The 24299-nt window shown below is 56.8% G+C and carries 19 protein-coding genes; 10 read left to right on the top strand and 9 right to left on the bottom strand.

Annotated features, from left to right (window positions below):
* Window positions 1-14: 14 nt before the first annotated feature.
* The 4 genes from ptsP to IPP88_04800 all read left to right on the top strand — a co-directional run bounded on the left by ptsP (window position 15) and on the right by IPP88_04800 (window position 3865).
* Window positions 15-1754 carry a phosphoenolpyruvate--protein phosphotransferase gene (ptsP, locus tag IPP88_04815; GenBank protein ID MBL0122064.1) on the top strand — a complete coding sequence of 580 codons (1740 nt, stop codon included), beginning with the start codon at window positions 15-17 and terminating at the stop codon, window positions 1752-1754.
* An 89-nt stretch (window positions 1755-1843) separates the two neighbouring features.
* The gene (locus IPP88_04810; GenBank protein MBL0122063.1) at window positions 1844-2212 is read left to right on the top strand and encodes a hypothetical protein; all 369 of its coding nucleotides are present in this window, start codon (window positions 1844-1846) and stop codon (window positions 2210-2212) included.
* A 207-nt stretch (window positions 2213-2419) separates the two neighbouring features.
* Window positions 2420-2959, top strand: a complete 540-nt coding sequence (locus IPP88_04805; protein ID MBL0122062.1) for a DUF1439 domain-containing protein — start codon at window positions 2420-2422, stop codon at window positions 2957-2959.
* 60 nt (window positions 2960-3019) lie between these two features.
* Window positions 3020-3865 (top strand): undecaprenyl-diphosphate phosphatase, encoded by an 846-nt coding sequence (locus IPP88_04800; GenBank protein ID MBL0122061.1) that lies wholly within the window; start codon window positions 3020-3022, stop codon window positions 3863-3865.
* Between the two features lie 20 nt (window positions 3866-3885).
* Here IPP88_04800 and IPP88_04795 read toward each other — a convergent pair whose 3' ends face one another.
* The 6 genes from IPP88_04795 to IPP88_04770 all read right to left on the bottom strand — a co-directional run bounded on the left by IPP88_04795 (window position 3886) and on the right by IPP88_04770 (window position 14187).
* A complete protein-coding gene (locus IPP88_04795) occupies window positions 3886-9936 on the bottom strand; it encodes an Hpt domain-containing protein (GenBank protein ID MBL0122060.1) in 6051 nt (2016 codons plus the stop codon).
* 57 nt (window positions 9937-9993) lie between these two features.
* Window positions 9994-12306, bottom strand: coding sequence for a type IV pili methyl-accepting chemotaxis transducer N-terminal domain-containing protein (locus IPP88_04790; protein ID MBL0122059.1), 2313 nt, complete (start codon window positions 12304-12306; stop codon window positions 9994-9996).
* A 42-nt stretch (window positions 12307-12348) separates the two neighbouring features.
* A complete protein-coding gene (locus IPP88_04785) occupies window positions 12349-12927 on the bottom strand; it encodes a chemotaxis protein CheW (protein MBL0122058.1) in 579 nt (192 codons plus the stop codon).
* 12 nt (window positions 12928-12939) lie between these two features.
* Window positions 12940-13305 (bottom strand): response regulator, encoded by a 366-nt coding sequence (locus IPP88_04780; GenBank protein MBL0122057.1) that lies wholly within the window; start codon window positions 13303-13305, stop codon window positions 12940-12942.
* Window positions 13306-13357: 52 nt separating this feature from the next.
* Complete coding sequence (locus IPP88_04775) at window positions 13358-13744, bottom strand: response regulator (protein MBL0122056.1); 387 nt, start codon at window positions 13742-13744, stop codon at window positions 13358-13360.
* A gap of 260 nt (window positions 13745-14004) precedes the next feature.
* Window positions 14005-14187, bottom strand: a complete 183-nt coding sequence (locus tag IPP88_04770; GenBank protein ID MBL0122055.1) for a rubredoxin — start codon at window positions 14185-14187, stop codon at window positions 14005-14007.
* A 118-nt stretch (window positions 14188-14305) separates the two neighbouring features.
* On the opposite strand from IPP88_04770, the gene IPP88_04765 reads away from it, so the two are divergent.
* From IPP88_04765 to IPP88_04750, 4 genes are all read left to right on the top strand, one after another.
* Window positions 14306-15175, top strand: a complete 870-nt coding sequence (locus tag IPP88_04765; protein ID MBL0122054.1) for a hydroxymethylpyrimidine/phosphomethylpyrimidine kinase — start codon at window positions 14306-14308, stop codon at window positions 15173-15175.
* Between the two features lie 78 nt (window positions 15176-15253).
* The gene (locus tag IPP88_04760) at window positions 15254-15922 is read left to right on the top strand and encodes a thiamine phosphate synthase (protein ID MBL0122053.1); all 669 of its coding nucleotides are present in this window, start codon (window positions 15254-15256) and stop codon (window positions 15920-15922) included.
* Window positions 15915-17204 carry a glutamate-1-semialdehyde 2,1-aminomutase gene (hemL, locus tag IPP88_04755; GenBank protein ID MBL0122052.1) on the top strand — a complete coding sequence of 430 codons (1290 nt, stop codon included), beginning with the start codon at window positions 15915-15917 and terminating at the stop codon, window positions 17202-17204. Before IPP88_04760 ends, hemL begins: the two co-directional genes overlap by 8 nt.
* A gap of 62 nt (window positions 17205-17266) precedes the next feature.
* Window positions 17267-18451 carry a diguanylate cyclase gene (locus IPP88_04750; protein MBL0122051.1) on the top strand — a complete coding sequence of 395 codons (1185 nt, stop codon included), beginning with the start codon at window positions 17267-17269 and terminating at the stop codon, window positions 18449-18451.
* A gap of 25 nt (window positions 18452-18476) precedes the next feature.
* Here the strand turns inward: IPP88_04750 and IPP88_04745 are convergent, their stop codons facing one another.
* Window positions 18477-19088, bottom strand: coding sequence for a cytochrome c4 (locus IPP88_04745; protein ID MBL0122050.1), 612 nt, complete (start codon window positions 19086-19088; stop codon window positions 18477-18479).
* A gap of 110 nt (window positions 19089-19198) precedes the next feature.
* Between IPP88_04745 and IPP88_04740 the strand changes: the two genes are divergently transcribed.
* The gene (locus IPP88_04740; GenBank protein MBL0122049.1) at window positions 19199-19801 is read left to right on the top strand and encodes a YihA family ribosome biogenesis GTP-binding protein; all 603 of its coding nucleotides are present in this window, start codon (window positions 19199-19201) and stop codon (window positions 19799-19801) included.
* Between the two features lie 338 nt (window positions 19802-20139).
* Window positions 20140-21141 carry a porphobilinogen synthase gene (hemB, locus tag IPP88_04735; GenBank protein MBL0122048.1) on the top strand — a complete coding sequence of 334 codons (1002 nt, stop codon included), beginning with the start codon at window positions 20140-20142 and terminating at the stop codon, window positions 21139-21141.
* Between the two features lie 60 nt (window positions 21142-21201).
* Here the strand turns inward: hemB and IPP88_04730 are convergent, their stop codons facing one another.
* Entirely contained in the window at window positions 21202-21888 is a 687-nt protein-coding gene (locus IPP88_04730; protein MBL0122047.1) for a hypothetical protein, read from the bottom strand.
* Window positions 21889-21896: 8 nt separating this feature from the next.
* Entirely contained in the window at window positions 21897-24242 is a 2346-nt protein-coding gene (locus IPP88_04725) for a penicillin-binding protein 1A (GenBank protein ID MBL0122046.1), read from the bottom strand.
* Between the last annotated feature and the right edge of the window lie 57 nt (window positions 24243-24299).

Raw genomic sequence — 24299 nt, 5'->3', positions numbered from 1 at the left:
CTCAGGGCGGCGGCGTGAGCTTCACCATCCATGGCCTGGGCGTGTCCGGCGGCATCGCCATTGGCCACGCGCATCTCGTCACCAGCGCGTCGCTGGAGGTCGATCACTATCAAATTCCCGAAGAATTCATCGCGAAGGAAGTGAAGCGTTTCGACAAGGCCGTGAAGCAGGTACGCACGGAACTCGATTGGCTTGAAACCGACGTCAATACCACCCACAAGGGCGACGCCAGCGCGGACATGGCGGCGTTCGTCACGGTGCACCGCATGATTCTGCAGGACCCGTCTTTCAGCGACGTGCCGCGCGAGATCATCCGGCGCGAATCATGCAACGCCGAGTGGGCGCTGAAACTGCAGCTCGATGAATTGCTCGCGCACTTTGCCGATGTGCAGGACGAATACCTGCGCGAGCGCAAAACCGATGTGCGCCAGGTGGCGGAGCGGGTGATTGCCGCGCTTGGCGGGCAAGACAGCGCGGTGCCTGAAAAGCTGCGCGAGCGCGCCGAGGATACGATCCTGGTCGCGCACGATCTTTCGCCGGCGGACGTTATTCTCTTCAAGGATCATAAAGTCGCGGCGTTTGTCACCGACGTCGGCGGCGCGACCTCTCATACGGCGATTTTGGCGCGCAGCCTGGCCATTCCCGCCATCGTGGCGCTGCATACCTCGCGCGAATTGCTCCGGGAAGACGAAGTCATCATCGTCGATGGCACCCAGGGCGTAGTCATCGTCGACCCGGACGAGACCGTGTTATCCGAATACCGGCTGAAGCAGCACCAGTGGAAACTTGAACGCCAGAAACTCTCGCGCATCAAGACCGCGTCGGCCGAAACGCTCGATGGCGTGCATATCGAGTTGCACGCGAATATCGAATTGCCTATCGATCTCGATGCCGTCAAACATTCAGGCGCCACCGGTGTGGGACTGTTCCGCAGCGAGTTCCTGTTCATGAACCGCAAGGATCTGCCCACGGAAGACGAACAGTTCGAGGCTTACAAGGCGGTGGCGGAAGGCTTGAAAGGCAAGCCGGTCGTCATTCGTACCCTCGACCTGGGCGCGGACAAAACGGCAAACGGTCCCGATCAGGCATCCTCGCACTCCGCGCTGGGATTGCGGGCGATCCGCTATTGCCTGGCGGATCCGCTGCTGTTCAACACCCAGCTGCGCGCCATTTTGCGCGCTGCCCGCCATGGCGATGTGCGCATCCTCATTCCGATGCTGGCGGGCTATAACGAAATCAAGCAAACCCTGGCCGCCATCGCGCGCGCGAAGGAACAGCTCAGGGACGAGGGCCGCAAGTTCGCCGACAAGATTCTGGTGGGCGGGATGATTGAGATACCCGCCGCCGCAATCGCGTTGCCGATGTTCCTGCGGCATCTGGTTTTTCTGTCGATCGGCACCAACGATTTGATCCAGTACACGCTGGCGATCGATCGTACCGACGATAGCGTGGCGCATCTCTACGATCCGCTGCACCCGGCGGTGCTGCAGTTGGTATCCAGCGTGATTCGTCAGGCGAATGCGGCCAATGTACCGGTGGCGGTGTGCGGCGAGATGGCGGGCGACGTGAATATGACGCGAATGCTGCTCGGTTTCGGGCTGCGTGACTTTTCCATGCACCCGGCCAACGTGCTGACCGTAAAGCAACGGGTACTGATGTCGAGCGTGGCCGACATTGAACCAGCCGTCGCCAAAATTCTCAAGGCCGACGACCCCGACAAACTCCGCAGCCTGGTCGAGAAATTGAATGCGTAGTAGCCGATCTCCCTTAATTCCGACAGGCTGCTAGAGCAACAAATCGCTTTGGTGTACGATAATTTCGTTCTTTCCAGGCCACGCCTATCATGCTCAACGAAGTAAAAGATGTCACCCAGTACGAATCCGGCAAAAACCGCCGCTGGTTTCACGACGAGTATTTCGATTTGTACACGTGGGAATCCTATAGCGGCGATTTGATCGGTTTCCAGCTTTGCTATGCAAAACTGGGCAAGGAACGCGCGTTGCGCTGGTCGCCGGAATCCGGCTATCGCCATGAAGGCGTCGATGCGCCGGAAGACAAGCCCGGACGCGCCATGAGCGCGCTGTTCGTCGCCGACGGCGTTTTCGATCCCAATGGTATCGGCGCACGATTTGAAAGCGCGGCGATCGAAATGCCGGTACGAGTCAAGGAGTTTGTGCTCGTCAAGATTCGAGCTTATTCGGCGCCGGATTAAAGCAAACCCGAGTGCTGGTGCGGCTTTCCGGCCACTAATATCCCGGAAGCCGCACCAATGCTGGGGTTTGAAATGTACGTACCCTGCTCGTGCGTTGCCTGAGAATAGCTTGAGAACATATGGTGGCGCGCGCGGTCTATCAGCACAACCGCAATCTCGCCGTTCCACTTTCGAGCCCGCGCATCTTCATTGATCGGAAAAGTACTCATGCAAAAAAAACTGTTCGCATTTCTCACCGCCGTCCTGCTCGCCGCCTGCGGTTCGGTGCCGTTTGTCTCCGGCGAAGTCCGCATGTCCGCGGATGAACTCTCGCAGAAAATGGCGCGGCGCTTTCCGCTGGATAAAAGCGTCGGCGGGCTGCTGGACATTACGCTTGCCAATCCACGCGTTGATCTTTCGGAAGCCGACAATCGCATCACGACGAATTTTCAGGCGATGGTAAAACTGCCTCTGACGAGAAAGACGCTTAGCGGCACGCTGAAAGTCTCGGGCCGGCCTGAATATGTGCCGGAAACGCGCGCCCTTTTCCTGCGCGATGCGCGAGTCGATCAAATCCGTATCGATAACATGCCAGACGGCCTTTCTGCCGCGCTGGCGAAAGTCGCCTCCACCGTGGCGCGTGACGCGCTGGAAGACAAGCCGCTGCATACCTTCAGGGCCGAGGACTTCACAAAGTATGGAATTCAATACGTGCCAGAACGGATTGTCGTGCGCGGCGATCATTTGGTGCTGGCGTTGAAACAGTAACGATCCGCGCGGCAACCCCTATAATTCGACGGTCTTCATTCACCGACACCCGGACATTTCTTGGATATCCTCCTGCTGGTCAAAGCCCTGATTCAAGGCGTCGTCGAAGGTCTAACTGAATTCCTGCCCATCTCTTCAACCGGCCATCTGATTGTTACCGGCACTTTGCTGAATTTCCACGACGAGAAAGGCAAGGTTTTTGAAATCGTTATCCAGGCCGGCGCAATTCTCGCCGTCTGCTGGGAATATCGCGAACGCATCGCCTCGACCTTTGCCGGATTGACGAGTGATGCCAAGGCGCAAAAGTTCACGCTCAATCTTGCGATTGCCTTCATGCCGCTCGCGGTGCTGGGCCTGGTCTTTCAGCATGCCATCAAGGCTGTCCTTTTCAAGCCCATGCCGGTTGCGTTGGCGTTTATCATTGGCGGTGTGATTATCCTGTTCGCCGAGCGCTGGTACAAAGAGCGCGCGGCACAATCATCCCGGCCGATGATTGATTCGGTCGATGAGCTGACGCCGATGGATGCGCTAAAGCTCGGGTTCGCGCAATGCGCCGCCTTGATTCCCGGCACGTCGCGATCAGGCGCCACCATTATCGGCGGCCTGTTCTTCGGCCTTTCGCGCAAATGCGCCACCGAGTTTTCATTCTTCCTGGCGATTCCGACGCTGCTGGCGGCGACAGTTTATTCGCTGTGGAAGGAACGGGCGCTATTGTCCGCCGCGGATATTCCGATGTTTGGCGTCGGCTTCATCGCCGCGTTCATCTCGGCATTCCTGTGCGTGCGCTGGCTGTTGCGCTACATCAGCAGCCACGATTTCACGCCCTTCGCGTGGTATCGCATCGTGTTCGGACTGCTGGTGCTGGTGACGGCGTATAGCGGCGTGGTGGATTGGCAGTCTCACTGAACGCGTGCGCCATACTATCGTTACATGGCTGCTCGCTGCCGCGTGAATTGCCGGATCATCGTCAACAACTGCTCTTCCTGATAGGGCTTGCCCATGTACTCATTCACGCCGAGTTCGAGCGCGCGGCTGCGATGTTTTTCCGCCGTACGCGAGGTGATCATGATGATCGGAATGCCCTTGGTCTTGGCATCGGCGCGCACATTGCGGGCGAACTCGAAGCCATCCATGCGCGGCATTTCGATATCCAGCAGGATGATGTCCGGTTCAATCTCCTGCAATTGCTGAAGGCCATCGACGCCGTCCTTGGCAGTGGCGACTTCAAAGCCTTCGCGGGTCAGCATACGGCTGGTGATCTTGCGCACCGTCAACGAATCATCGACCACCATCACCAGCGGCGCGGTGCGTTTCAGCAGCGCAGCGATGGCCGGCTCGCCACCCACCGTATCCGTGGCGGCAATGGCCGCGGCCAGTGATTGACCTTGCGCGACTTCGCGCTCGGGCTCGGCGGTTGTCTCAAATGTAACGGGCGCGCCGGCCCCTGACGGTATCGCCGGATTTGCGACTTCAACGCCGACGGAACCACGCGCACCCGTTTCCACATTCACCTTGGTGCTATCGCGGAATACCAATTGCACCGGATTCATGATCAACACAATCTGTCCGGAACCCAGCATGGTTGCGCCGGAGACACCGACCAGACGGGCCAATTGCGGCCCGATCGTTTTCACCACAATTTCGCGGTTGCCGATGATCGAGTCGACCTGTACCGCCGCGCGCTGCTGGCCGCTCTTGGCAAGAATCACCGACGCTTTGCGCACCGCCGACAACGATGGTTTGCCGCCCAGTAGCCCCTGCATGGAGCGTAGTGGATATTTGTTGCCTTTCCATTCGATCTCGCTCATTTCGAGGAATGGCGCGTAACGCTTGCCTTTGTATTCCTGCACCTGCTCGATCATCACCGACGGAATGGCGTACATGGTGTCACCCACCATCACCATCACCGCCTGTGTCACCGCCAAAGTCAGCGGCAGCGCAATGGTGAAGGTGGTGCCACGGCCGGGTGTCGACGAAATATCGATTCGCCCGCCCAACGACGTGATTTCATTGCGCACCACATCCATGCCGACGCCGCGGCCGGCAATTTGCGAGATATCCTCCACGGTCGAAAAACCGGAAAGGAAAATGAATTGCGTAAGCTGTGTTTCATTGACTTCCGCATGGCTGTCGAGCAGCCCTTTCTGGATGGCCTTTTCGCGGATGCGTGCAAAGTCGAGGCCGTTACCATCGTCGGCCAGCGTCAGAATGACCTCATTGCCGACTTGCTGGGCGTCGATGGTAATTTCGCCAATTTCCGACTTCCCTTTTGCCACTCGCTCGGCGGGCGATTCGATACCATGCGCGACGGCATTGCGCAGCAGATGCTCAAACGGCGCGGTGATTTTTTCCAGTACCGACCGGTCAATCTCGACGCGCACGCCACGGAATTCGAGATTGGCTTTCTTGTTGAGTTCCTTCGCTGTCTGGCGCAACAGCCGGTAGAAGCGATCCTGCAGGTTGCCCAGGGGCACCAGGCGCACGCCCATCAGGCCTTGCTGCAAATCGCGATTCAGGCGCGCTTGCTGCAATAACGCGGCTTCCGATTCATCGATGTTCTTTTGCAGCGACAGCTGCAGGGTGATGACGTCGTTCAGACTTTCAGCAAGGAATCGCGTCAGCTCCTGCGTGCGTGAGAATCGGTCGAACTCCAGTGGGTCGAAATTTCCACCTTGCTCTTCCGCATCGCGAATACGCGACTGAATCTGCGACTCGGCCTGAATCTCGATTTCGCGCAACTGCGTTTTCATGCGGCCGATGTTATCGGTCAGTTCCACCAGGGACTGCCTGAAAGTCAGCATTTCCTGATCGATACGCGAACGCGCAATGGACAATTCGCCTGCCTCGTTGACGAAGCGATCGATGATGTCGGCATTCACACGCAGTAATGACTGGCGTTCGCGGCCTTCGAGTTTCTCGCCTTCGGCGATGATCTCGGCACGTGCCGCCGCCATGACGGCGAGTGGCGCCGGCAGATCCTGCGAAACATCGGAAATGGCCGGAAGCTCAACGGCGATTGGGGAGAAATCACCGGCGGCGAGACGATCGATGGCGGCGTTCAGCCGATCGACACTTTCATCCACGAGATCAAACTCGTTCTTCGCCGGTTCCGCCGTCTGGTCCATCGCAATAATGCGCGACTCAATCACATGCGCCAGTTCGCCCAGACGCATCAGGCCCGCCATGCGCGCTGAACCTTTCAGCGTGTGTAAATGACGTGCGAGTTCGGTAACCGGAACGTGATTGATCGGCGCGACCCGCCAGCGGCGCATGGAATTGCCGACGAGCGGAATGATTTCCTTGGCTTCTTCGAGAAAGATCGGCAACAAATCGTGATCGACGTCGTCGACCATCGCGCGCCGGTCCTTGCCGGTTTCCATGCCGGCAGCTTTGGTGTCGACAGATGCGCGAACTTCCGCCGCGGCAGGCGGCAAATCCGCGGCAACAGGTATTGGCGCAGGGGCCGGCTCAAGTGGTTCGGGCGGTATATGCTGCTCGGCGCCGGGAGCGGGTATTTCCGGCACCGCGGTTTTGCCGGGCGCTGCAAACGCAGCTACCGCCGTAGCCAAGCCCGTGGCTGACGCCACACCAAATACCAGGTCAGGGTCGAATGAATGCGTCGGTGTCTCAGGAAGCTCCGCGGGTACCTGCACGGCGGCGGGTTCCGTTTCGAAACTCCCGAAATCATTCTCTTCCGCGATCGATGGCGCGTCTATCAATGGCACTACGGGCGGGGTCGGCAGTCCGGACGCCATGTCATGCATCTTGAATTGCGCCCCTTCACCGGTACGCCTGGACTCCTTCAGCGCCTCGCGCAATTTGAACAAATCCTGCACGATATCCGGGCGTGGGTTGGGCGGTTCGTGGGTATGCAAGCCGAGCACCATGCTGGAGAGTGCATCTACCGCACTACGGGTGACTGCCAGGCGATGCAGATCGAATTCCGGCGGAAACTCGATGGCTTCTTGCAGCCATTTTTCAAGTTCAAACGCAACGCTGGCAATCATGTCCATGCCGGTCGTGCGGGACGAGCTGGTCAGTGTGTGCGCGGCACGCATGAAGGCATGCGTCACCGGCTGCCGGGGATTGGCTTCCAGCGCGGATATTTCGTTGTCGAGCGTGGCAATATGCTGATCCGCTTCGCCCAGATAAATGTAGAAAAGCGTGTGCGGAACGGAAATTGTTCCGACGCGAACATCATCGGGCTCGGTGGGCTCCAACGCAGGTTCTTCCGACTTGCCGCTATCGCCAATGAATTCTTCCATCGGCGCCGCAGGAATGTCTTCTACTGCGGGGATGAGCGCTGGCAGCTCGGCAAAGATATCCGCTGTCGGCTGTTCTGCTTCGGTCGCGCGGGTTTCAACCTCATGCTCTGACATTTCGACAATTGGCGTCGCGATCGATACCTCGGGCCGATGATCCACGGAGAATGCGCCGAGGGGTTCCGGAGTCGTTTCTGCGATCGCAGCGGACTCCACTGCCGCGGGTTTGGTGGTCTTGACCGGCCATTCCGCGAAGTCGGGTTCCTTGTCGTTTTTCAGGCGTTCGGCGATGCGGTTCAGCTCGGTGGCGTCAATTTGCGCAGTGCCGTTGGCCTGTAAATCGTCGACCCAGGCCTGAAATGCGCTCGACGATCGATCGATGAACTCTGCGAGACCTGGACTGGCGGGCTTTTCATCCTTGAGCCACTTGCTCCTGACCTGTTCGCAATTCCATCCTCCTTCACCAAGGTCGTTCAGACCAACCATGCGGCCACTGCCCTTGAGCGTGTGGTAGCCGCGACGGATGGTGGTCAATGCATCCTTGTCATGCAAATTCGTACGAATGTCCGCCAGACTTGCGCGAATCGTCGCCACCACTTCGTTTGCCTCTTCAAGGAAAATCTCCAGCAATTCCCGATCGATTTCGGATGCCGGCGCATCGATCAACTGTACAACTTGCGGCGTTGGCGCTTCGGTGCGTTTTTCCGGCACTATTTCGGAGATCGCCTCGCTGACACCGATCTTCATCGGGTCGAAGGTGGCGTCAATTTCCTTCAGTGCCTGTTCGCTTTGCTCGGCGGACTTGCTGTCTGCCATCAACTCTGCATCCTGCTTCAGCTCCTTGACCGCTTCACGCAACTGGTCGCGGGTGCTGGTCTGCTCGGGCTGCTGCTTCCAGTCTGCGTACAAACCCTGCACTTTTTGCTTGGCAACATCCACATCGCCTTTGGTGATTGGCGTCTTGATCAGCGACTTCTCAGGCTCGGCAGGCGCTTGCGCGAGGCCAAACCGGATCAACGCTGGCAGCAGCACTTCGCGCGGATGCGTAGTGCCTTGCTGCAGCGCCGTAATATACAAACCCAGCGCGGACACACCTTCTGCCACCACTTCAGCGTCTTCGCCAGCGCCTTTCAGTGCACCAGACGCAAACTGTCCAACACGCTCACGCAATAGCTGATTCAGGGCGGCGGCTTCGTCGAGTTCCAAAATAGTCAGTGCACCCTGTACTTGCGAAAACAGCGGAGGCAGCGACGGAAGTTCGGCGGTCTTCTGCGCGTCGCGGAAAAATGCGTCAAGTGCGCTTTCGATCGTGGTGAGGTTTACCTGGACTTCCTGTCCCACCTGGAACATCAGCATGCGCTCCTGCGCGCGCTTGGTCATGTCGTCCATCAGAGCATTGGCGCCACCCCCGATGGCGGGCAGCGCTGTCCCGCTCATCACCGCATTCACGCGAGATGCGATGTTATTCGCCTGTGCTGGAAATTCGGCGGTAAGGCGGAAGTAGTTTTCCAGGGAGGACTCGAGGAACAAAAATGCGGTAGCCACTTCAAGCGCCTGCGCTTCAGTCGCCGCGCTCTGCGCTTTGCGCAAATGAGTTCCGACTGCGCTGAGCGCCTGTATCAGATGTGCAATGTCTTTGTTGGGTTGCTGCTGCGCGGTCCTGACCAGTGCCTCGGCCTGCGAGACGTATGTTTCCAGGGCCGAATGATTTCCACCGGCAAATTTGAGCCAATTTTCCTTTTGCGCCTGCACCTGTTCGCGAAGGCCGCGAATTGCGCCTTTCACCTGCTCGTCCGCCTGCGATTCATCCACCGCCTCGGGCAACGCCAGAAGTTCATCAAGCTGGTAAAGCTCGCGGATTTTTCGTAGCCGCTCGGTCTGCGCCTTGGATTTGCCGATCACAAGCAGGATGTCGCGGAATAATTTCTCCGGCACCCGCTGGACACCGTCAATCAGCAACTTGATCTGCTGGTCGATCTTGCCGAATAACTGCACGGCGAGCGTCGCGGCTTCCCCGGGATTGGCTGCGACCGCATCAAAAAATCCCCCGGTTGCGTACCAGAATGAACGCGAGGGGGAGGCTGCTTGCAAGGCCTCGATGGCGAGCGTCGCATTGCGCATCTCACGCGCACCCCCAACCATATCCTTGTCGCGAAGCAGTTTCAGCAGTCCGGCCTGGTACATGCCGCGCCGCTGCTTGACAGCCTCTGAAAGCATGGCGGATTTGGGCAACGCCACAGTATCTTCCGGCAACGCGATAGAGCGGCTCAGATCCGGTGAGAACAGGTCGCTCTCCGAAGCATCTGTCGCACCGCGGGCGCGATTCACCTGCAGATATGCGGGCGCCAACATCATCGGTCGATCGGTTTCCCCCGACATCAATGTATCAAGGTAGGACGAAAGTGCAATCGTGCCTTTTCGGGCGGCGGCGATCCGTTGGGGCGCACTGGCGCGGGCGTCCGGATCACTTTCCAAGGACTCGACGAGTTTCTCGATTTCTTCATTGAATCGCGTGGCCGCGCCCAATCCGACCATCGATAACGCGCCCGTCACCTGATGTAAATGCGTCGCGACATACTTGGCCGCCTTGTCGTCCCCGGGATCGGTAGCAAGACGGTCGAGATGTGATCGAGCCTCGGTAAGCGAGTGCTCGATCTCCGCCTTGACCCAGGAAAGCGGGCCAATGTCAAACGTCGAAGTTGGAATGGCTGGCATTTAGATTGAAGGACGAAAACGCATGTACAAAGTCACCACTGGGAGAGCCGCGTCCGGCTACAGTTTGAAACCCGAGACGGACGCCTTCAGATCGCTGGCTACATCCGCAAGCTCTTTAATTGAAGTCGCCGTCTGCTGCGTACCCGCCGTGGTCTGGCGATTAATTTCCAGAATTTCTTGCATACTGCGCGCCACCTTGTTGGCCGACGAAGCCTGCGCCTGTGTGTCGGTGGAAATCTTCTGAATCAGCGAGGCCAGATTCTTTGTCACGGAGTCGATTTCTGTCAGCGCCTGACCAGCCGCATCGGAAAGCTTTGCTCCTTCCACCACACCCGTGGTGGACTTTTCCATCGCGGCCACCGCGTCCTGCGTATCGGCCTGAATTGTTTTCACGATGGCGCCAATCTGCTTCGTCGCCTCGCCAGATCGTTCAGCCAGCCGCTGCACTTCTTCCGCAACCACTGAAAAGCCCCGCCCGGCCTCGCCGGCCGACGCGGCCTGGATGGCGGCGTTCAGCGCAAGCACGTTTGTTTGTTCGGTAATGTCGGAAATAAGCTCGACTATTTCACCAATTTCCTGCGAACTCTCGCCGAGGCGCTTGATACGCTTGGATGTTTCCTGAATTTGATCGCGAATATCATTCATGCCTGAAATGGAGTTCTGTACCGCCAAGCGCCCTTTGTCCGCGGCGGCGAGTGAACGCATGGCAACCTGCGAAGACTCTTCGGCGTTTGACGAAACTTTGGTCAGCGTCTCGGCCACGTTCAACACCTCTTGCGTGGTACCTTGAATTTCTTTCGACTGCTTTTCCGCCGCATCAAGCAGTTGCACCGAGACCGCCTGGGCCTGCAGGGATTTGGCCGATACCTGTGTGGAAGCGTTGTTGACTCCGCTTACCAAGGTACGTAACTCATCAATGGTGTAATTCATCGAATCCGCGATCGCGCCGGTAATGTCTTCGGTCACCTTGGCACGTATGGTCAAGTCGCCGTCGGCGAGATCGCCCATTTCATTGAGCAAACGCAAAATAGCTTCCTGGTTACGCTTATTTTCCGCTTCGGACGCCGCCGCGCGTTTGCGCGCGTCGGCGAGAAACACGACCGCAATCAGCGCAAGAAATATCAACGAAATCGCGCCAAACAAAATCGCCAGGTACAGCGCAGCAGATTTCCTTTCGGCGGCGAACGAAACCTGCAATTGCTCCACATTGGAAAGCAGTTGCTCTGATCCTTGCTGCAGTGCGCGCCCGGACTGACGCGCGGAAACCAGCTTTTGCACGTTACCGAGTATCGGCCCGACGTTTTTTTCAAACCCGGCGAATTGCTCGCGCAATTTGACCACCTTGGATCGGGCATCTCCGTCACGCAGCGAGGAAATGCCCAACGCGTCGGAGCCAGACTCCAGTGCTTTGATCAACTCGCGAAAGTCGTTGGTGTCTTTCCCCATCAGAAACGGTACTTCCGGATCAATAACGTCGGCACCCAGAATTTCCGCCGAACCGCGACCGAGCCGTTCAGCAAGGAAGGTCAGGCGATTCGCCTTCAACACCTGTGTTGGCGGAATACCGGACTGCTGCATCAATCCGGTCAAATCCTGCGAAAGTGCGGCAAGCTCCTCGGCGCCGGCACGGACTTGCGCGATGTTGCGCGACAAATCGACCAAGTCGGTCTTGGCGGAGAGTATGGAGGTTGCCGCACTCGAGCCATCGACAAATCGCTTGGTCAGCTCTTCAAGGCGAGAGGTTAGCTCCTCGCTGATTTTGGCCGATGGAACACTTGTCGAGAATGCCTCGCCCCCGTTATTCAGCACCTCAAGATAGCGCTGAAATTCGTCGCGACTATCCTGCAGTTGCGGGAAAGAGATCGGATCACCACGCGCCGCCAGACCAGCGGATTTCGCCAGCCGCTGGGTGTGAAACTGAAGCTGCGACGTGATGTTGGTATAGGCGGCCATATTTCCGCGATTGATAGCATCCAGAATGCTGGAGCCAATAGCCAGTGCACCGAAAATGCCCGCCGCAATCAACAAAATTGGTAGTTGCTGCTCAGCCGGACGGTCGCCGATCAACGGGAGCTTGAATACGCCGCCATATTTCTTGGATTTGCCTAGCTGGTTGGCGGCAACTTCCGCCTTGATCTTGCGCGTCTGATCACCGGTCTGCCCGAATCCGGACGTAGCGGGAGATGCCGCCGGCGCCAGGCTCTTGCCCTGCGTCTTGGTGCCGCCAGCAGAGGTTTTGCCGCGGTTCAGAAAACTGAAAAACGAGAAGGTGGATTTTTCGCGCCGCGCCGGTTTGGCCGCTGGTGCCGTCGTTCCTGCTGCCGGCTTCTTATCCTTGTTTGTCAAGGATGATGGAAATTTGAGTGCCATGTGACTTCTCCGTTACTTTCTTATTGCAACTGGATTTGCACGCTATCGTGAAGACGACGCTGCGGAAACGGCTAAGGACGCCGCACGTTGTTCGCCTGCCCGGCTACCCACTTCCAGGAATTGGCTGTGGCTGACCAGTACCGGAACATCCAACTCATGCCAAAGGGTACCGCCCGGGTCGCAATATGTTGCTTTGATCCACGGTCGCCGGTCGAGTGCGCCACTTTGAACAGGCTCCATGGCGAATTGGTCAGGATTTCGCAGCCCGAGCATTCTGGTGACCATCAGACCAGAGCCTTCAATCAACCGGTCAGTAATCAGAACGACCCGCCTTTCCGTGCCTGGCCCGATTGCGCTTTCACCCTGGAACGCGGCAAAATCCACCACCGAGTAAAGTTTTCCGCGGATGTTTGCTACACCGCGGAACCACGGACACGTCATGGGGACGGCAACCGTATTGGGCACCGGGATCACCTCGGAGACATCCGACAGCGTGACCAGCCAGTTCTCCGTGCCCACCTGAAAGCCGAGCTTGGATGCGGCGGTCTTCTGCGATGCCAGATCGCGAATGCGCTGCGCTACATTCTGCTGAAATTCACGAAGACTGGTTTTACGTGCCATGGTGGATGGTGGCTAACCCAACGCCTTGATCTTGGCGATTAGCTCGGGTCCGTTAACTGGTTTGACAATGTAATCTTTTGCGCCCTGACGCATGCCCCAAATCTTGTCGGTTTCCTGATCCTTCGTTGTGCAGATAAATACAGGAATATTCTTGGTCGTTTCTTCGCGCGTGATCGCGCGCGTGGCCTGGAAGCCATTGAGACCCGGCATCACAACATCCATCAGGATCAGGTCCGGAACCTCCGCCTTGGCTCGCTCCACACCCTCCTCACCACTAATGGCCAGCACCACGGTGTAGCCTGCTTTCGTCAACACCCCTTCAAGGAATGCGCGTTCTGTCGGGGAATCATCAACGATGAGAATTTTCTTGATGGCCATGTTTACTCCAATCGGTTACAGGTGATACGGAAATTAGGATGAAGTTGAGCCGCTATACGGCATTGGATGGTGATAATCCGCCCACTCGATCGCCGCGATGGACTTCCACGGTCCTAAGCAAGCTTTCCTTCGAAAAGGGCTTGGTCAGGTATTCGTCTGACCCGACCATGCGACCGCGCGCACGATCGAACAAGCTGTCTTTTGAGGACAGCATAATGACTGGCGTGGATTTATGTTTGGCATTTTTTTTGATTAGCGCACAAGTCTGATACCCATCGAGCCTCGGCATCATGATGTCCACAAAAATCAAATCTGGCTGGTGATCGGCGATCTTTGCAAGCGCATCAAAGCCGTTCTCGGCCAAGATCACCTGACAGCCGGCCTGCATCAGGAATATCTCGGCCGATCGACGAATCGTATTGGAATCGTCTATCACCATCACTCGTACGCCTGATAAAGGTTTCGCGTCTGCCACGTCCCGTTTTCCTGGCGGCTCTTTACGTGCTGGAGGTCCGCTTTGTCTCGCAAGTTGCCATCGTACCCGCTAAATGGCTGCATCGTCAGCAAAATCACCGCGCCAAGCGCTGGCGGTTGGCGATTTTCGCAACAGCAGGAGATTATCGTGTTTTTCTTTTAGTATCAATGAGCAAACGCATATTTATCAACAAGTTTGATAACTTTGAATCCTGCCAATTGTTGCTAAATTTCGACCAATTCAAAATCTTCCTTGCGTGCGCCGCATTCGGGACAACACCAACTGATTGGCACGTCTTCCCACCTCGTGCCGGGGGGAATTCCATCATCGGGCCATCCTGCCGATTCTTCGTAAATCAGGCCGCAGACGAGGCACATCCAGGTTTTGTATTCTGTCGCTGCCGTCATGACTGCCTTTCAAGGCTACAATGCATCATCAAGTCTTCCAGAAATTGCACTTAAGGGCTGGCATCATATCGGTTGTCGTTTGAAATCGCTAACTGACTTCGACATCCACATATTTCTCATGCCCGACTTTCACAAAGCCCCCCCAGCCGTACTCAGCTTTGCTGCCACCGACCCCTCCGGCGGCGCCGGGATTCAGGCAGATATTCTCACACTTGCGAGCATGGGATGTCACCCGCTGTCAGTCATAACGGCCATTACCGTGCAAGACACATCCGGCGTGGAAGATATCCTGCCGATCGATGCCGACTGGGTCGCCGATCAGGCACGCTCGATTCTCGAAGATATCCCGGTGGCCGCGTTCAAGATCGGCGTATTGGGCAGTGTTGAGAACGTCTCTGCCATCGCCGAGATTGTCTCCGATTATCCTGAAATTCCGCTGATACTGGACCCTGTTCTTGCGTCCACTCGTGGTGATGAATTCGCCAGTGAAGATACTCTTTCTGCGATCCGCGAACTGCTCATTCCGCAGTGCACCGTCATCACGCCCAACACACCCGAATTGAGGCGGCTCGTACTGGAAGACGACGACGAAGACGAAGGGGGAATTGAAAAGCTGGCAATGCGGCTGATAGGAATGGGCGCGGAATTCGTGCTTGTGACCGGAACGCATGAGTCAACACCCGACGTCATCAATACGCTGTTTTGCGAAAAGGGTCTGCTGCGAAGCGACAACTGGCATAGATTGCCCGGCAGCTACCATGGCTCCGGATGCACGCTTGCTTCCGCCGTCGCCGCCACCGTTGCCCGTGGCATGGATATTTCCGAAGCGGTGCGCGAAGCGCAGGACTACACGTGGCAAACCCTTAAGTTTGGCTTTCGTCCGGGGATGGGGCAATTCATACCAGATCGCCTTTTCTGGGCGCGGGATGACGACAACGAAGGCGACACGGGTATTCCGGAATCCATGTCGCGCGGCGTGCGGCATTGATCTTTTTGCCTGGGCCACCAACTGCTCTTTGCGGTGACTTTGCGATCGCAAGCCACACAAGTATCAAGGGCAAATAGAGTGGATCCGCGCATTCGGGGTGTCTATGCCATTACCCCTGACGAGGCACGTACTCCTCTACTGATTTCCCAAGTCAGCGAGGCGCTTTCCGGCGGCGTGCGCCTGCTGCAATATCGAAACAAGCGAGCCGACAAAATCCTAGCGCTCGAACAAGCTTCGGCGTTGCGCAATCTGACGGGCGAGTTCGCGACGCGGTTAATCATCAATGATGATATCGAGCTCGCGCTGGCGGTGTCGGCAGATGGGGTTCATCTTGGTCGCGACGACAGTTCGATTGGCAGGACTTTCGTCAATTTCGACCCTCTTCGTCAACGAGCGTCAAATTCCAGCCCGCGAAACGGTCGGTTTCTGGTGGGAATATCCTGCTACAACGACATGGACGTTGCCAGGGCTGCAGTGGATGCTGACGCGGATTACATCGCCTTCGGTAGCGTCTTTCCTTCAACGAGCAAGCCTTTCGCCACCCGCGCTGAGTTATTCTTGATCGGCCAGGCAAAACGTGAACTTTCACTCCCCGTGGTGGCAATTGGCGGCATCACGGTGGAAAATACGCCACAATTGATTGCCGCAGGCGCAGATGCCGTTGCAGTTATTTCGTCGCTGTTTGGCGCCGGCAACATTCGCGCGCAGGCTCAACTCCTCTCCTCACTTTTTGCCGACCATGTTTAAGAACAGTCAAAAACTATTTGAGCAGTCACAACGCTTTATCCCGGGTGGCGTGAATTCACCTGTACGCGCCTTCCAGGCGGTAGGCGGCACACCCATTTTCTTTCGGGAAGGCAAAGGCGCCTACCTGTGGGATGCCGATGGCAACCGTTTCATCGACTATGTGGGATCTTGGGGGCCCGCCATACTCGGTCATGCGCATCCAGAGGTCGTTCGAGCGGTGCAGGAGCGCGCGGCAAAGGGCATGTCCTTTGGCGCCCCGACGGAGCTGGAACTGGAAATCGCCGAGCGTCTTTGTGGCCTGTTGCCTTCGCTTGAGCAGGTGCGGCTGGTCAGTTCCGGTACCGAGGCGACCATGAGCGCCATCCGGCTGGCGCGAGGATTTACCGGACGCAGCAAGATTGTCAAATTTGAAGGCTGCTATCACGGGCACGGCGATGCTCTGCTCGTCAAGGCGGGATCTGGCGCGTTGACTTTCGGCAATCCCAGCTCGGCGGGCGTACCCGCCGAAGTCGTGGCACATACCCTTGTGCTCACGTACAACAATGGTGAAGAACTGGAAAGTACGTTCAACAGGATCGGCGCTGAAATTGCCTGCGTCATCATTGAGCCGGTCGCCGGTAACATGAATTTCGTCATGCCAACCCCGGAATACATGGCGCTGCTTCGCGAGCTTTGCACGCGACACGGAGCGGTGCTGATTTTTGACGAGGTGATGACTGGTTTTCGCGTCGGCCTGCATGGGGCGCAGGGTCATTTCAATATCACTCCGGACCTCACGACATTGGGCAAAGTCATCGGAGGCGGCATGCCGGTCGGTGCATTTGGCGGCCGGCGCGACATCATGGCGCATCTCGCGCCGCTTGGGCCGGTCTATCAGGCGGGCACACTGTCCGGCAATCCTGTGGCAGTCGCCGCAGGACTGAAAACGCTGGATCTGATTTCCCAACCGGGGTTTTTCGACAGGCTTGGGGCACGCACCACGGAATTGACCGCTGGTTTGGTCGGCGCCGCGCGCGACGCCGGTGTGGCGTTTTCGGCTGCATCGCTGGGCGGCATGTTTGGCCTTTACTTTGCCAACGCAGCACCAAGAAGCTATGCGGATGTCATGCTGTGCGATCGTACCCGATTCAACCGGTTTTTCCACGCCATGTTACGGCGTGATATCTATCTTGCACCCTCCGCGTTTGAGGCTGGATTTGTCTCGTCCGCGCATACATCCGCGGATATTGCGGCGACCGTCGATGCAGCACGTGCGGCGTTCAGCGAGTCGCCTCCCACCTGACGGCAGACGTGAAGCTCAAGGCGACCATCGACAATATTGCGCTCGCTGCACTGGTATTCGCGGTGGTCGCGATCGCGGCGGTATCCACGGTCGCCGTCGTCTCCGCCGAAAGTTTGATCCTCACTAACGAAAAAATTCTGCGCGCGCAACGCATTATCTCCAGCCTTGAGCTGATTCGGTTCAATGCCTTCGCGCTAGACATCGGCGAAAAGCAATTCACGATCACCGGAGACGAGCGAGATCTTGGAGGTTATCGCGCAGGCACGACAGAAATTGAACGCGAACTAGTCTACTTGTCTGGCAAGCATGAGGGACATGCGGCATTGACTGCCCACTTTGCCGAGCTTTATCACGCAGCGCACCAATTTATTGCTCGTGAGCAAAAAATTGTTGATGCCAGAAAAGCGCAGGGATTTTCGGCGGCCCAGTCACTGGTTCGCGCACTTATTGTTGATAAGCCGCTGGACCAGTTGGTCGTCATTTCGAACGAGTTGCTGGCACAGTCACGCCTGATGCAAGACGGTCTGGAAACTGAACAGATCGTGTATGGAAACAAGGTCAGGCGTCTGATACTTGCGCTAATTTCCTCATCCGCTTTCATTCTCATATTTCTCTATGGAACATTGCGTCGGCTGAACAAAGAGCAGCACGCCTCCCAGACCCGCATCGCTCATCAGGCAACACACGACTCGCTGACCGACCTGTTTAATCGCCCGGCTGTGATGGAACACATATCAGCGCGCCTGGATGACGCGGACGGCGAAGCTGCGCTGGGTGGATTCGCCTTGCTCCTGCTCGATCTCGACGGTTTCAAGGCAGTTAACGATCGCCTTGGACATGACGCCGGGGATGCGCTGCTCAAAGAGGTTGCCCGCCGTGCCAAGCACGAGCTCCGAGATTCGGACTATATCGCCCGCTTGGGGGGCGACGAATTTCTGCTTGTCATCCCTCAGGTGTCCGATCAGAACACTGCGGGACGTGTCGCAAAAAAACTACTCAGCGCCTTAAGTCAGGACTATTTGTTGGCAACTGATCGGGCAAAGGTAACTGCTAGCATCGGCATCAGCCTCTTTCCGCGCGATGCGCGCGATCGCGAATCATTGATGAAATGCGCAGACCTTGCGTTATATCGGGCCAAGCATGTCGGCAGGAACTGCGCACAGTTCTTTGAGCCGAGCATGAGTGGCAATTCGCGATCCTCATGGCGGCTCGACGATTCCGGGCAAGGCAAAAAAAATCCGGCGTAAGCCGGATTCTTTGTTTGTTCCCCGCTTACCGGCTTCGCATTCCGGCGACATATTCGGCAACCGCCGCCATATCGTTGTCGCGCATGCGGCTGGTAATCGTGTTCATCTGTGCATTCTTTCGCGTCCCGTCGGTATATTGCTTCAATTGCGCAAGCGTGTACTCGGGCCATTGTCCAGCCAAGCGCGGGTAAATCGCCGGGATTCCAGCACCGGCGCCCCCATGGCAGCCCGCACAGGCCGGCACCTTAAGCTCAGGGATACCTGCGCGGTAGATTTTCTGGCCTTTGGCGGCGAGAGTCGCGTCTCGCGCAACGGCATTGACCTTAGCTCGTTGCGAAAAAAAATAAATTCCCAGCGCTTGCATGTCTTCTGGCGACAGATTTGCGGACATGCCCAGCATGATCGGATTGTTTCGAACACCCGTTTTGAAGAGCTCCAACTGCCTCGCGATATACTGCCCGGGCATTCCGGCAATATTCGGGTTGGCTGAAATGGCACTCATGCCATCGAGGCCATGGCAGGCGACACAAACAGTACCGACAATTTGCTGCCCGCGTGCCATCATGTCGGCTTTGGAGGGCGCGATCTTTGCTGAATCCGCCACTTTTGCCGTATCGGTGTTCGCGTGTGACATCATCGCGCCGAGGGACAGAGCACCTGCCATAAGAATCCGCTTCATTGCCAACCTTTGATTGTTTTGACGATTCGAACCCATGATTTTATCTGAACCCGCCCTAAGAGGAAACCATGGGCCTGTTTGACCGCGCTGTCTATACGGCGTCTGCCCACGATCTTGAGCAATTACTGCCGGACGTTGGCCGTGAAGTCGCATTTGTGGGCCGGTCCAATTCCGGCAAATCCAGTGCGATCAACACGCTTGCCAATCACAAGCGTCTCGCATACGTCTCGAAAACACCTGGGCGCACCCAGTTGATCAATTTTTTCTCCTTGGGCGACGACCGTACGCTGGTTGATCTGCCCGGCTACGGCTATGCGGAAGTCCCTGCGCGGGTAAAAGCGCATTGGCAAAGTGTGATGGCAGCCTATGTCAGCACCCGTGTCGCGCTGAAGGGGTTGGTTCTCATTATGGATGCCCGTCATCCCCTGAAATCACTCGATGTCAAACTGCTGGATTGGTACCTGCCCACAGGGAAACCGGTGCATTGCCTGCTGACGAAGTCGGACAAGCTATCCAGAAGCGAGCAAGCACTCACGCTGCGCAAGGTCATCAAACAAATGCAGGCCGCAAATCACCATGTGACAGCACAGCTTTTTTCCAGCCTCAAGAAAGAAGGTATCGAAGAAGCTGAGAAAGCAATTGAGCGATTGTTCGACGGCGGAATCGAATAATAATGTTGCGCTTGATGCGAATGGCTGCACGTCCGTGAAATACGTCGCCGTACGCGCGTAATAAGGCCCCATATCCAACCTATTCCGGTCAGAAAGAAGAAAAGGGCACGGGAAAAGGGGTATCCCGTGCCCTTGGAACAGCCTAGATCAAGTTTTACCCCGATATAAGCACCCGCTCAGGGAGGTGAAGCGGGGAGGAGCGAACCCCTCATACGATATGATGGCGACGTAATGCAAAAGTTCAATATCAATATTTTGCCCGCACGGCGACGCTGTTCTTCAGCGCGTTTTCCAGCGCGGGCGTAGAACTAGACGATCAGGACGATTCGGAACCTCTCATGAATATTGGCCAATTCCCTGCCCGCAGGATGCGACGTTTGCGCCGTACGGGCTTTCTCCGCGACATGGTGCGCGAGTCTTCTTTGTCATCCGCGGATTTCATCTATCCCGTTTTTGTTCTTGACGGTAAGAAACAGCGCCAGGCGGTCGCATCCATGCCGGGGATTGAACGTATGTCTGTAGACATGCTATTTCCGGTCTGCGAAGAGGCCGTCGGACTTGGTATTCCTGCGATCGCCCTGTTTCCGGTCATCGACGTATCGCTAAAAACCGCTGACGGCGCGGAAGCCTTCAATTCGCGTGGTCTCGTGCCACGCGCTGTGCGCGAGCTGAAGCAGCGCTTTCCTCAACTGGGCGTGATCTGTGACGTGGCGCTCGATCCCTATACGTCCCACGGGCAGGACGGTCTGATCGACAATTCGGGCTACATCCTCAATGACGAAACGATCACGGTTCTGCAGAAGCAGGCGCTCTGCCAAGCCGAGGCGGGCGTTGACATCGTCGCACCTTCGGACATGATGGACGGGCGCATTGGCGCAATCCGGGGGGCTTTCGACACCCAAGGCTACATTCATACCGCGATCATGGCCTATTCCGCCAAGTATGCCAGCGCGTTTTACGGGCCTTTCCGCGACGCGGTCGGCTCCGCCGGCAGTCTCGGCAAGAGTGACAAAAAGAATTATCAGATGGACCCGGGCAATTCTGATGAAGCCTTACGGGAAATTGCGCTCGATTTGCAGGAGGGCGCTGATATGGTGATGGTGAAACCGGGCATGCCGTACCTGGATATTGTGGCACGCTGCAAAACCACGTTCGGTGCACCCACCTTCGTGTACCAAGTCTCGGGCGAATACGCGATGCTGAAAGCCGCCGCACAAAACGGGTGGCTCGATGGTGAGGCGTGCATGATGGAATCACTACTTGGATTCAAGCGCGCCGGTGCCGACGGAATCCTCACCTACTTTGCACTTGAGGCTTCACGTTTGCTCAAGCGGCCATAAGCCAAACTCCTTTACAGGCGGTCGTTTCCAGCCATTTGTGTCCTGTGAGCCGCGCCGGTTCTAGGGTTTGGCTTTTTCTTGCAGGAATCGATTTTCTGCCTCCACACGTTGCGCGCGATTGTTCTTGATGGGGTCGCCGGCATTTGCCGACAATCTGGCAGCGTGATGTTCATATAACGTGACAGTGACGGGTGCTTCGTCGAATTCCATGCAATATTTTCCGTGGGTCTTTTGAGCCGCCGATACTCGCCGCGGGCGGGGTGGGTCACATAGTTCATACTCGACGCCAGCATTCAGGAGATAGATCTCGAAATCTTTTGGCTCAATGCCGACTAATTCAAGCTCGATTTCGCTGAATGCATTGGCGGTGCCGTTCAGCACCGCACCGACCAACCAGGGCGAAAACTGTTCCAGCCGCGACATCAGGCGAATCGCCGTTTCGCGCAATGCAGCCAGTGCCTGCGATTGGGCGTCAGCGGAAAACAATGCGAAGTGTTCCCGCAACGCCAATTCGACATCATGGTTATCCGGCAATGCGTGGCGATCCGTTACGCCGTGCTGCCGGGCAGCCTTCCGCTTCGCCGCCTGGTAGTCAGTCTGGCCTTCAGCGATTAGCCTCGCAGCCGATTGCGCAATGCGTGCCTTTGTGTTGTCTCGAGTATTTGTTTGCCGTTCCCGATCGCCTTGTAGCCGGACATGATTGGGTTTTGCCGCGGGCTTGTCGGCCGGTCTGTTGCGGTGCGTCATCAGAGAAATCAGAAAATCTGGTTTTTAACTTCTTCGGAGGGTTTGTTGGCTTCGCGCAAACCTGTCGGCCCCTCATGCAGACTCGACTGCGATTCAGCATAGATGAATTCCATCACCTGTCTTCCATCCTTGGTTACTTCGCCCGGCAACGGAACCGTGACGATGCCGGCAGGCGGCTCGAAGGGAAGCTCCTTGGTTCCTTTTAGTGCCTTCGCCATATAGTTCATCCATATAGGCAGGGCAGCGCGACCGCCGGTCTCTTTGTCACCCAGATCCGTCGGGTTGTCGTAACCAATCCACGCAATCGCCACCAAGCCAGGATTGAATCCGGCGAACCACGCGTCATAGTGATCGTTGGTGGTGCCGGTTTTGCCGGCGAGGTCGTTTCGACCGAGTGCCATCGCGCCCGCGCCGGTGCCATAGCGCACAACGTCACGCATAAGACTGGACATGATGAACGCATTACGCGGATCTATGACGCGTTCGGCCACTTTTTGCCCGCTTGGGGGCACTGTTTCTCCCTCAATGCCCGCGCGCTCCGGTGATGCTTCGAACAGGATGCCGCCCTTGTCATCCGTGATCTTGCTGATGAAGTACGGTTTGATTCGATAACCGCCGTTGGCAAAAATCGAATACGCACCCGCCATTTGCAGCGGAGTGGTGGCGCCCGCACCCAGCGCCAGAGTCAGATAGGGCGGATGCTGCTTTGGGTCAAAGCCAAAGCGCGTGATGTAGTCCTGGGCATAATTCGGGCTGATCGCCTGAAGCACGCGGATCGAAACCATATTTTTCGACTTGGCCAAAGCGGTTCGCAGCCGCATCGGGCCATCGTATTTACCGTCGTAGTTCTTCGGTTCCCAAATCTGCCCGCCATTTCGACCCGGGTCAAAAACGACCGGCGCGTCGTTGACAATCGTGGCGGGCGTAAACCCTTTTTCGAGCGCCGCCGAATAAATGAAAGGCTTGAAACTGGAGCCCGGCTGCCGGAGCGCCTGTGTGACATGATTGAATTTGTTGGCCGTGAAATCAAATCCGCCAGCCAGCGCCCGAATTGCGCCATCAGCGGATTCGACCGAGACAAGCGCTGCCTCGACTTTGGGCAGTTGTGTAATGACCCGCACGCCTTTTTCATCCAGGCCGAGCCGGATAACGGACCCACGGACCGGCTTGAGCGGCGATGATTTTTCACCTAATGACCGTGCGATAAACTTGATGGCGTCACCGCTTAACTTCACGGTTTCGCCGCGCTTTGTGTAAGCGGTCACTTGCTTCGTATCGGCCTCCAGTACTACCGCTGGCATTAGTTCACCGACCATGTCTTTTTCCTGCAACGCCTCGTCCGCCGACTCTTCCGCTTCCTCTTTTTCGGCGCTCAGCTTGATGAAACCCTCCGGTCCTCGAAAGCCGTGCCGATGGTCGTATTCCGTGACACCGCGCCGCAAGCTCAAGTTGGCTGCTTCCTGGTCAGCCCTACGAATGGTGGTGTAAATGCGGATGCCGCTTACATAGGCTTTCTCGCCGTATTGCTCGAACACTTCCTGTCGCGCCATTTCCGCAACGTGCTCGGCGTTTACCGCATACATTTGCCGCTCGCGGTTCAATTTGATCGTTTCCGCCCTCGCCTGATTGGTCGCGTCATCACTGAGATAACGCAGTTCATTCATGCGCCGCAAAACATAATTCTGACGAAGGGTCGCGCGTTTGAGATTGTTAAACGGGTTGTACTGGGATGGTGCTTTCGGTATGCCAGCAAGCATTGCCGCTTCCCCGGGCGACAATTGGCCCAGGTCTTTCCCGTAATACACGCGGCTTGCAGCCGCAAAACCAAACGCGCGATTACCCAGAAAAATGTGATTGAGATAAATCTCCAAAATTTGATCTTTGCTCAGGCTGCGCTCAATTTTGAAAGCGAGTAGCCACTCTGAAACCTTGCGCGTCAACGTTTGCTCGTTGGTCAAAAAGAAATTGCGGGCAACTTGCTGAGTAATCGTACTTGCTCCGCCCTTGATTTTCCCAGCCATCACGTTCGTAACCGCAGCGCGCGCCAAACCCAGGTAGTCGACGCCACCGTGATCGTAAAAGCGCTCATCTTCCGCAGCGATAACCGCCTGCTTCATCACAAGGGGAATATCCTGAACACGGACAAAAGTACGTTTTTCCTCACCAAATTCGCCAATGACTTCGCCTTCGACCGTGTACACTCGCAGAGGGAGTTTTGGGCGATAGTCGGTTACCGCTTCGATGGAGGGCAGATTCGGGTAGAGCAGAATCACGGTCAAGGTGACAATGCCGACCGCAACGAGTACCAGCGAAACAAGCAAGATAGCGGGATATAACCACCAGCGAAAGGTCATGTGGGCCTGTGAGTGTACTTTTGAGGGACCATTATATCGGTCGGAAGCCACTAGTTC

It is taken from the genome of Betaproteobacteria bacterium, from assembly GCA_016720925.1.
Taxonomy (GTDB): domain Bacteria; phylum Pseudomonadota; class Gammaproteobacteria; order Burkholderiales; family Usitatibacteraceae; genus UKL13-2.
The sequence above is the reverse complement of the archived record's forward strand: the minus strand, read 5'-3'. Positions and strand labels throughout refer to the sequence as shown.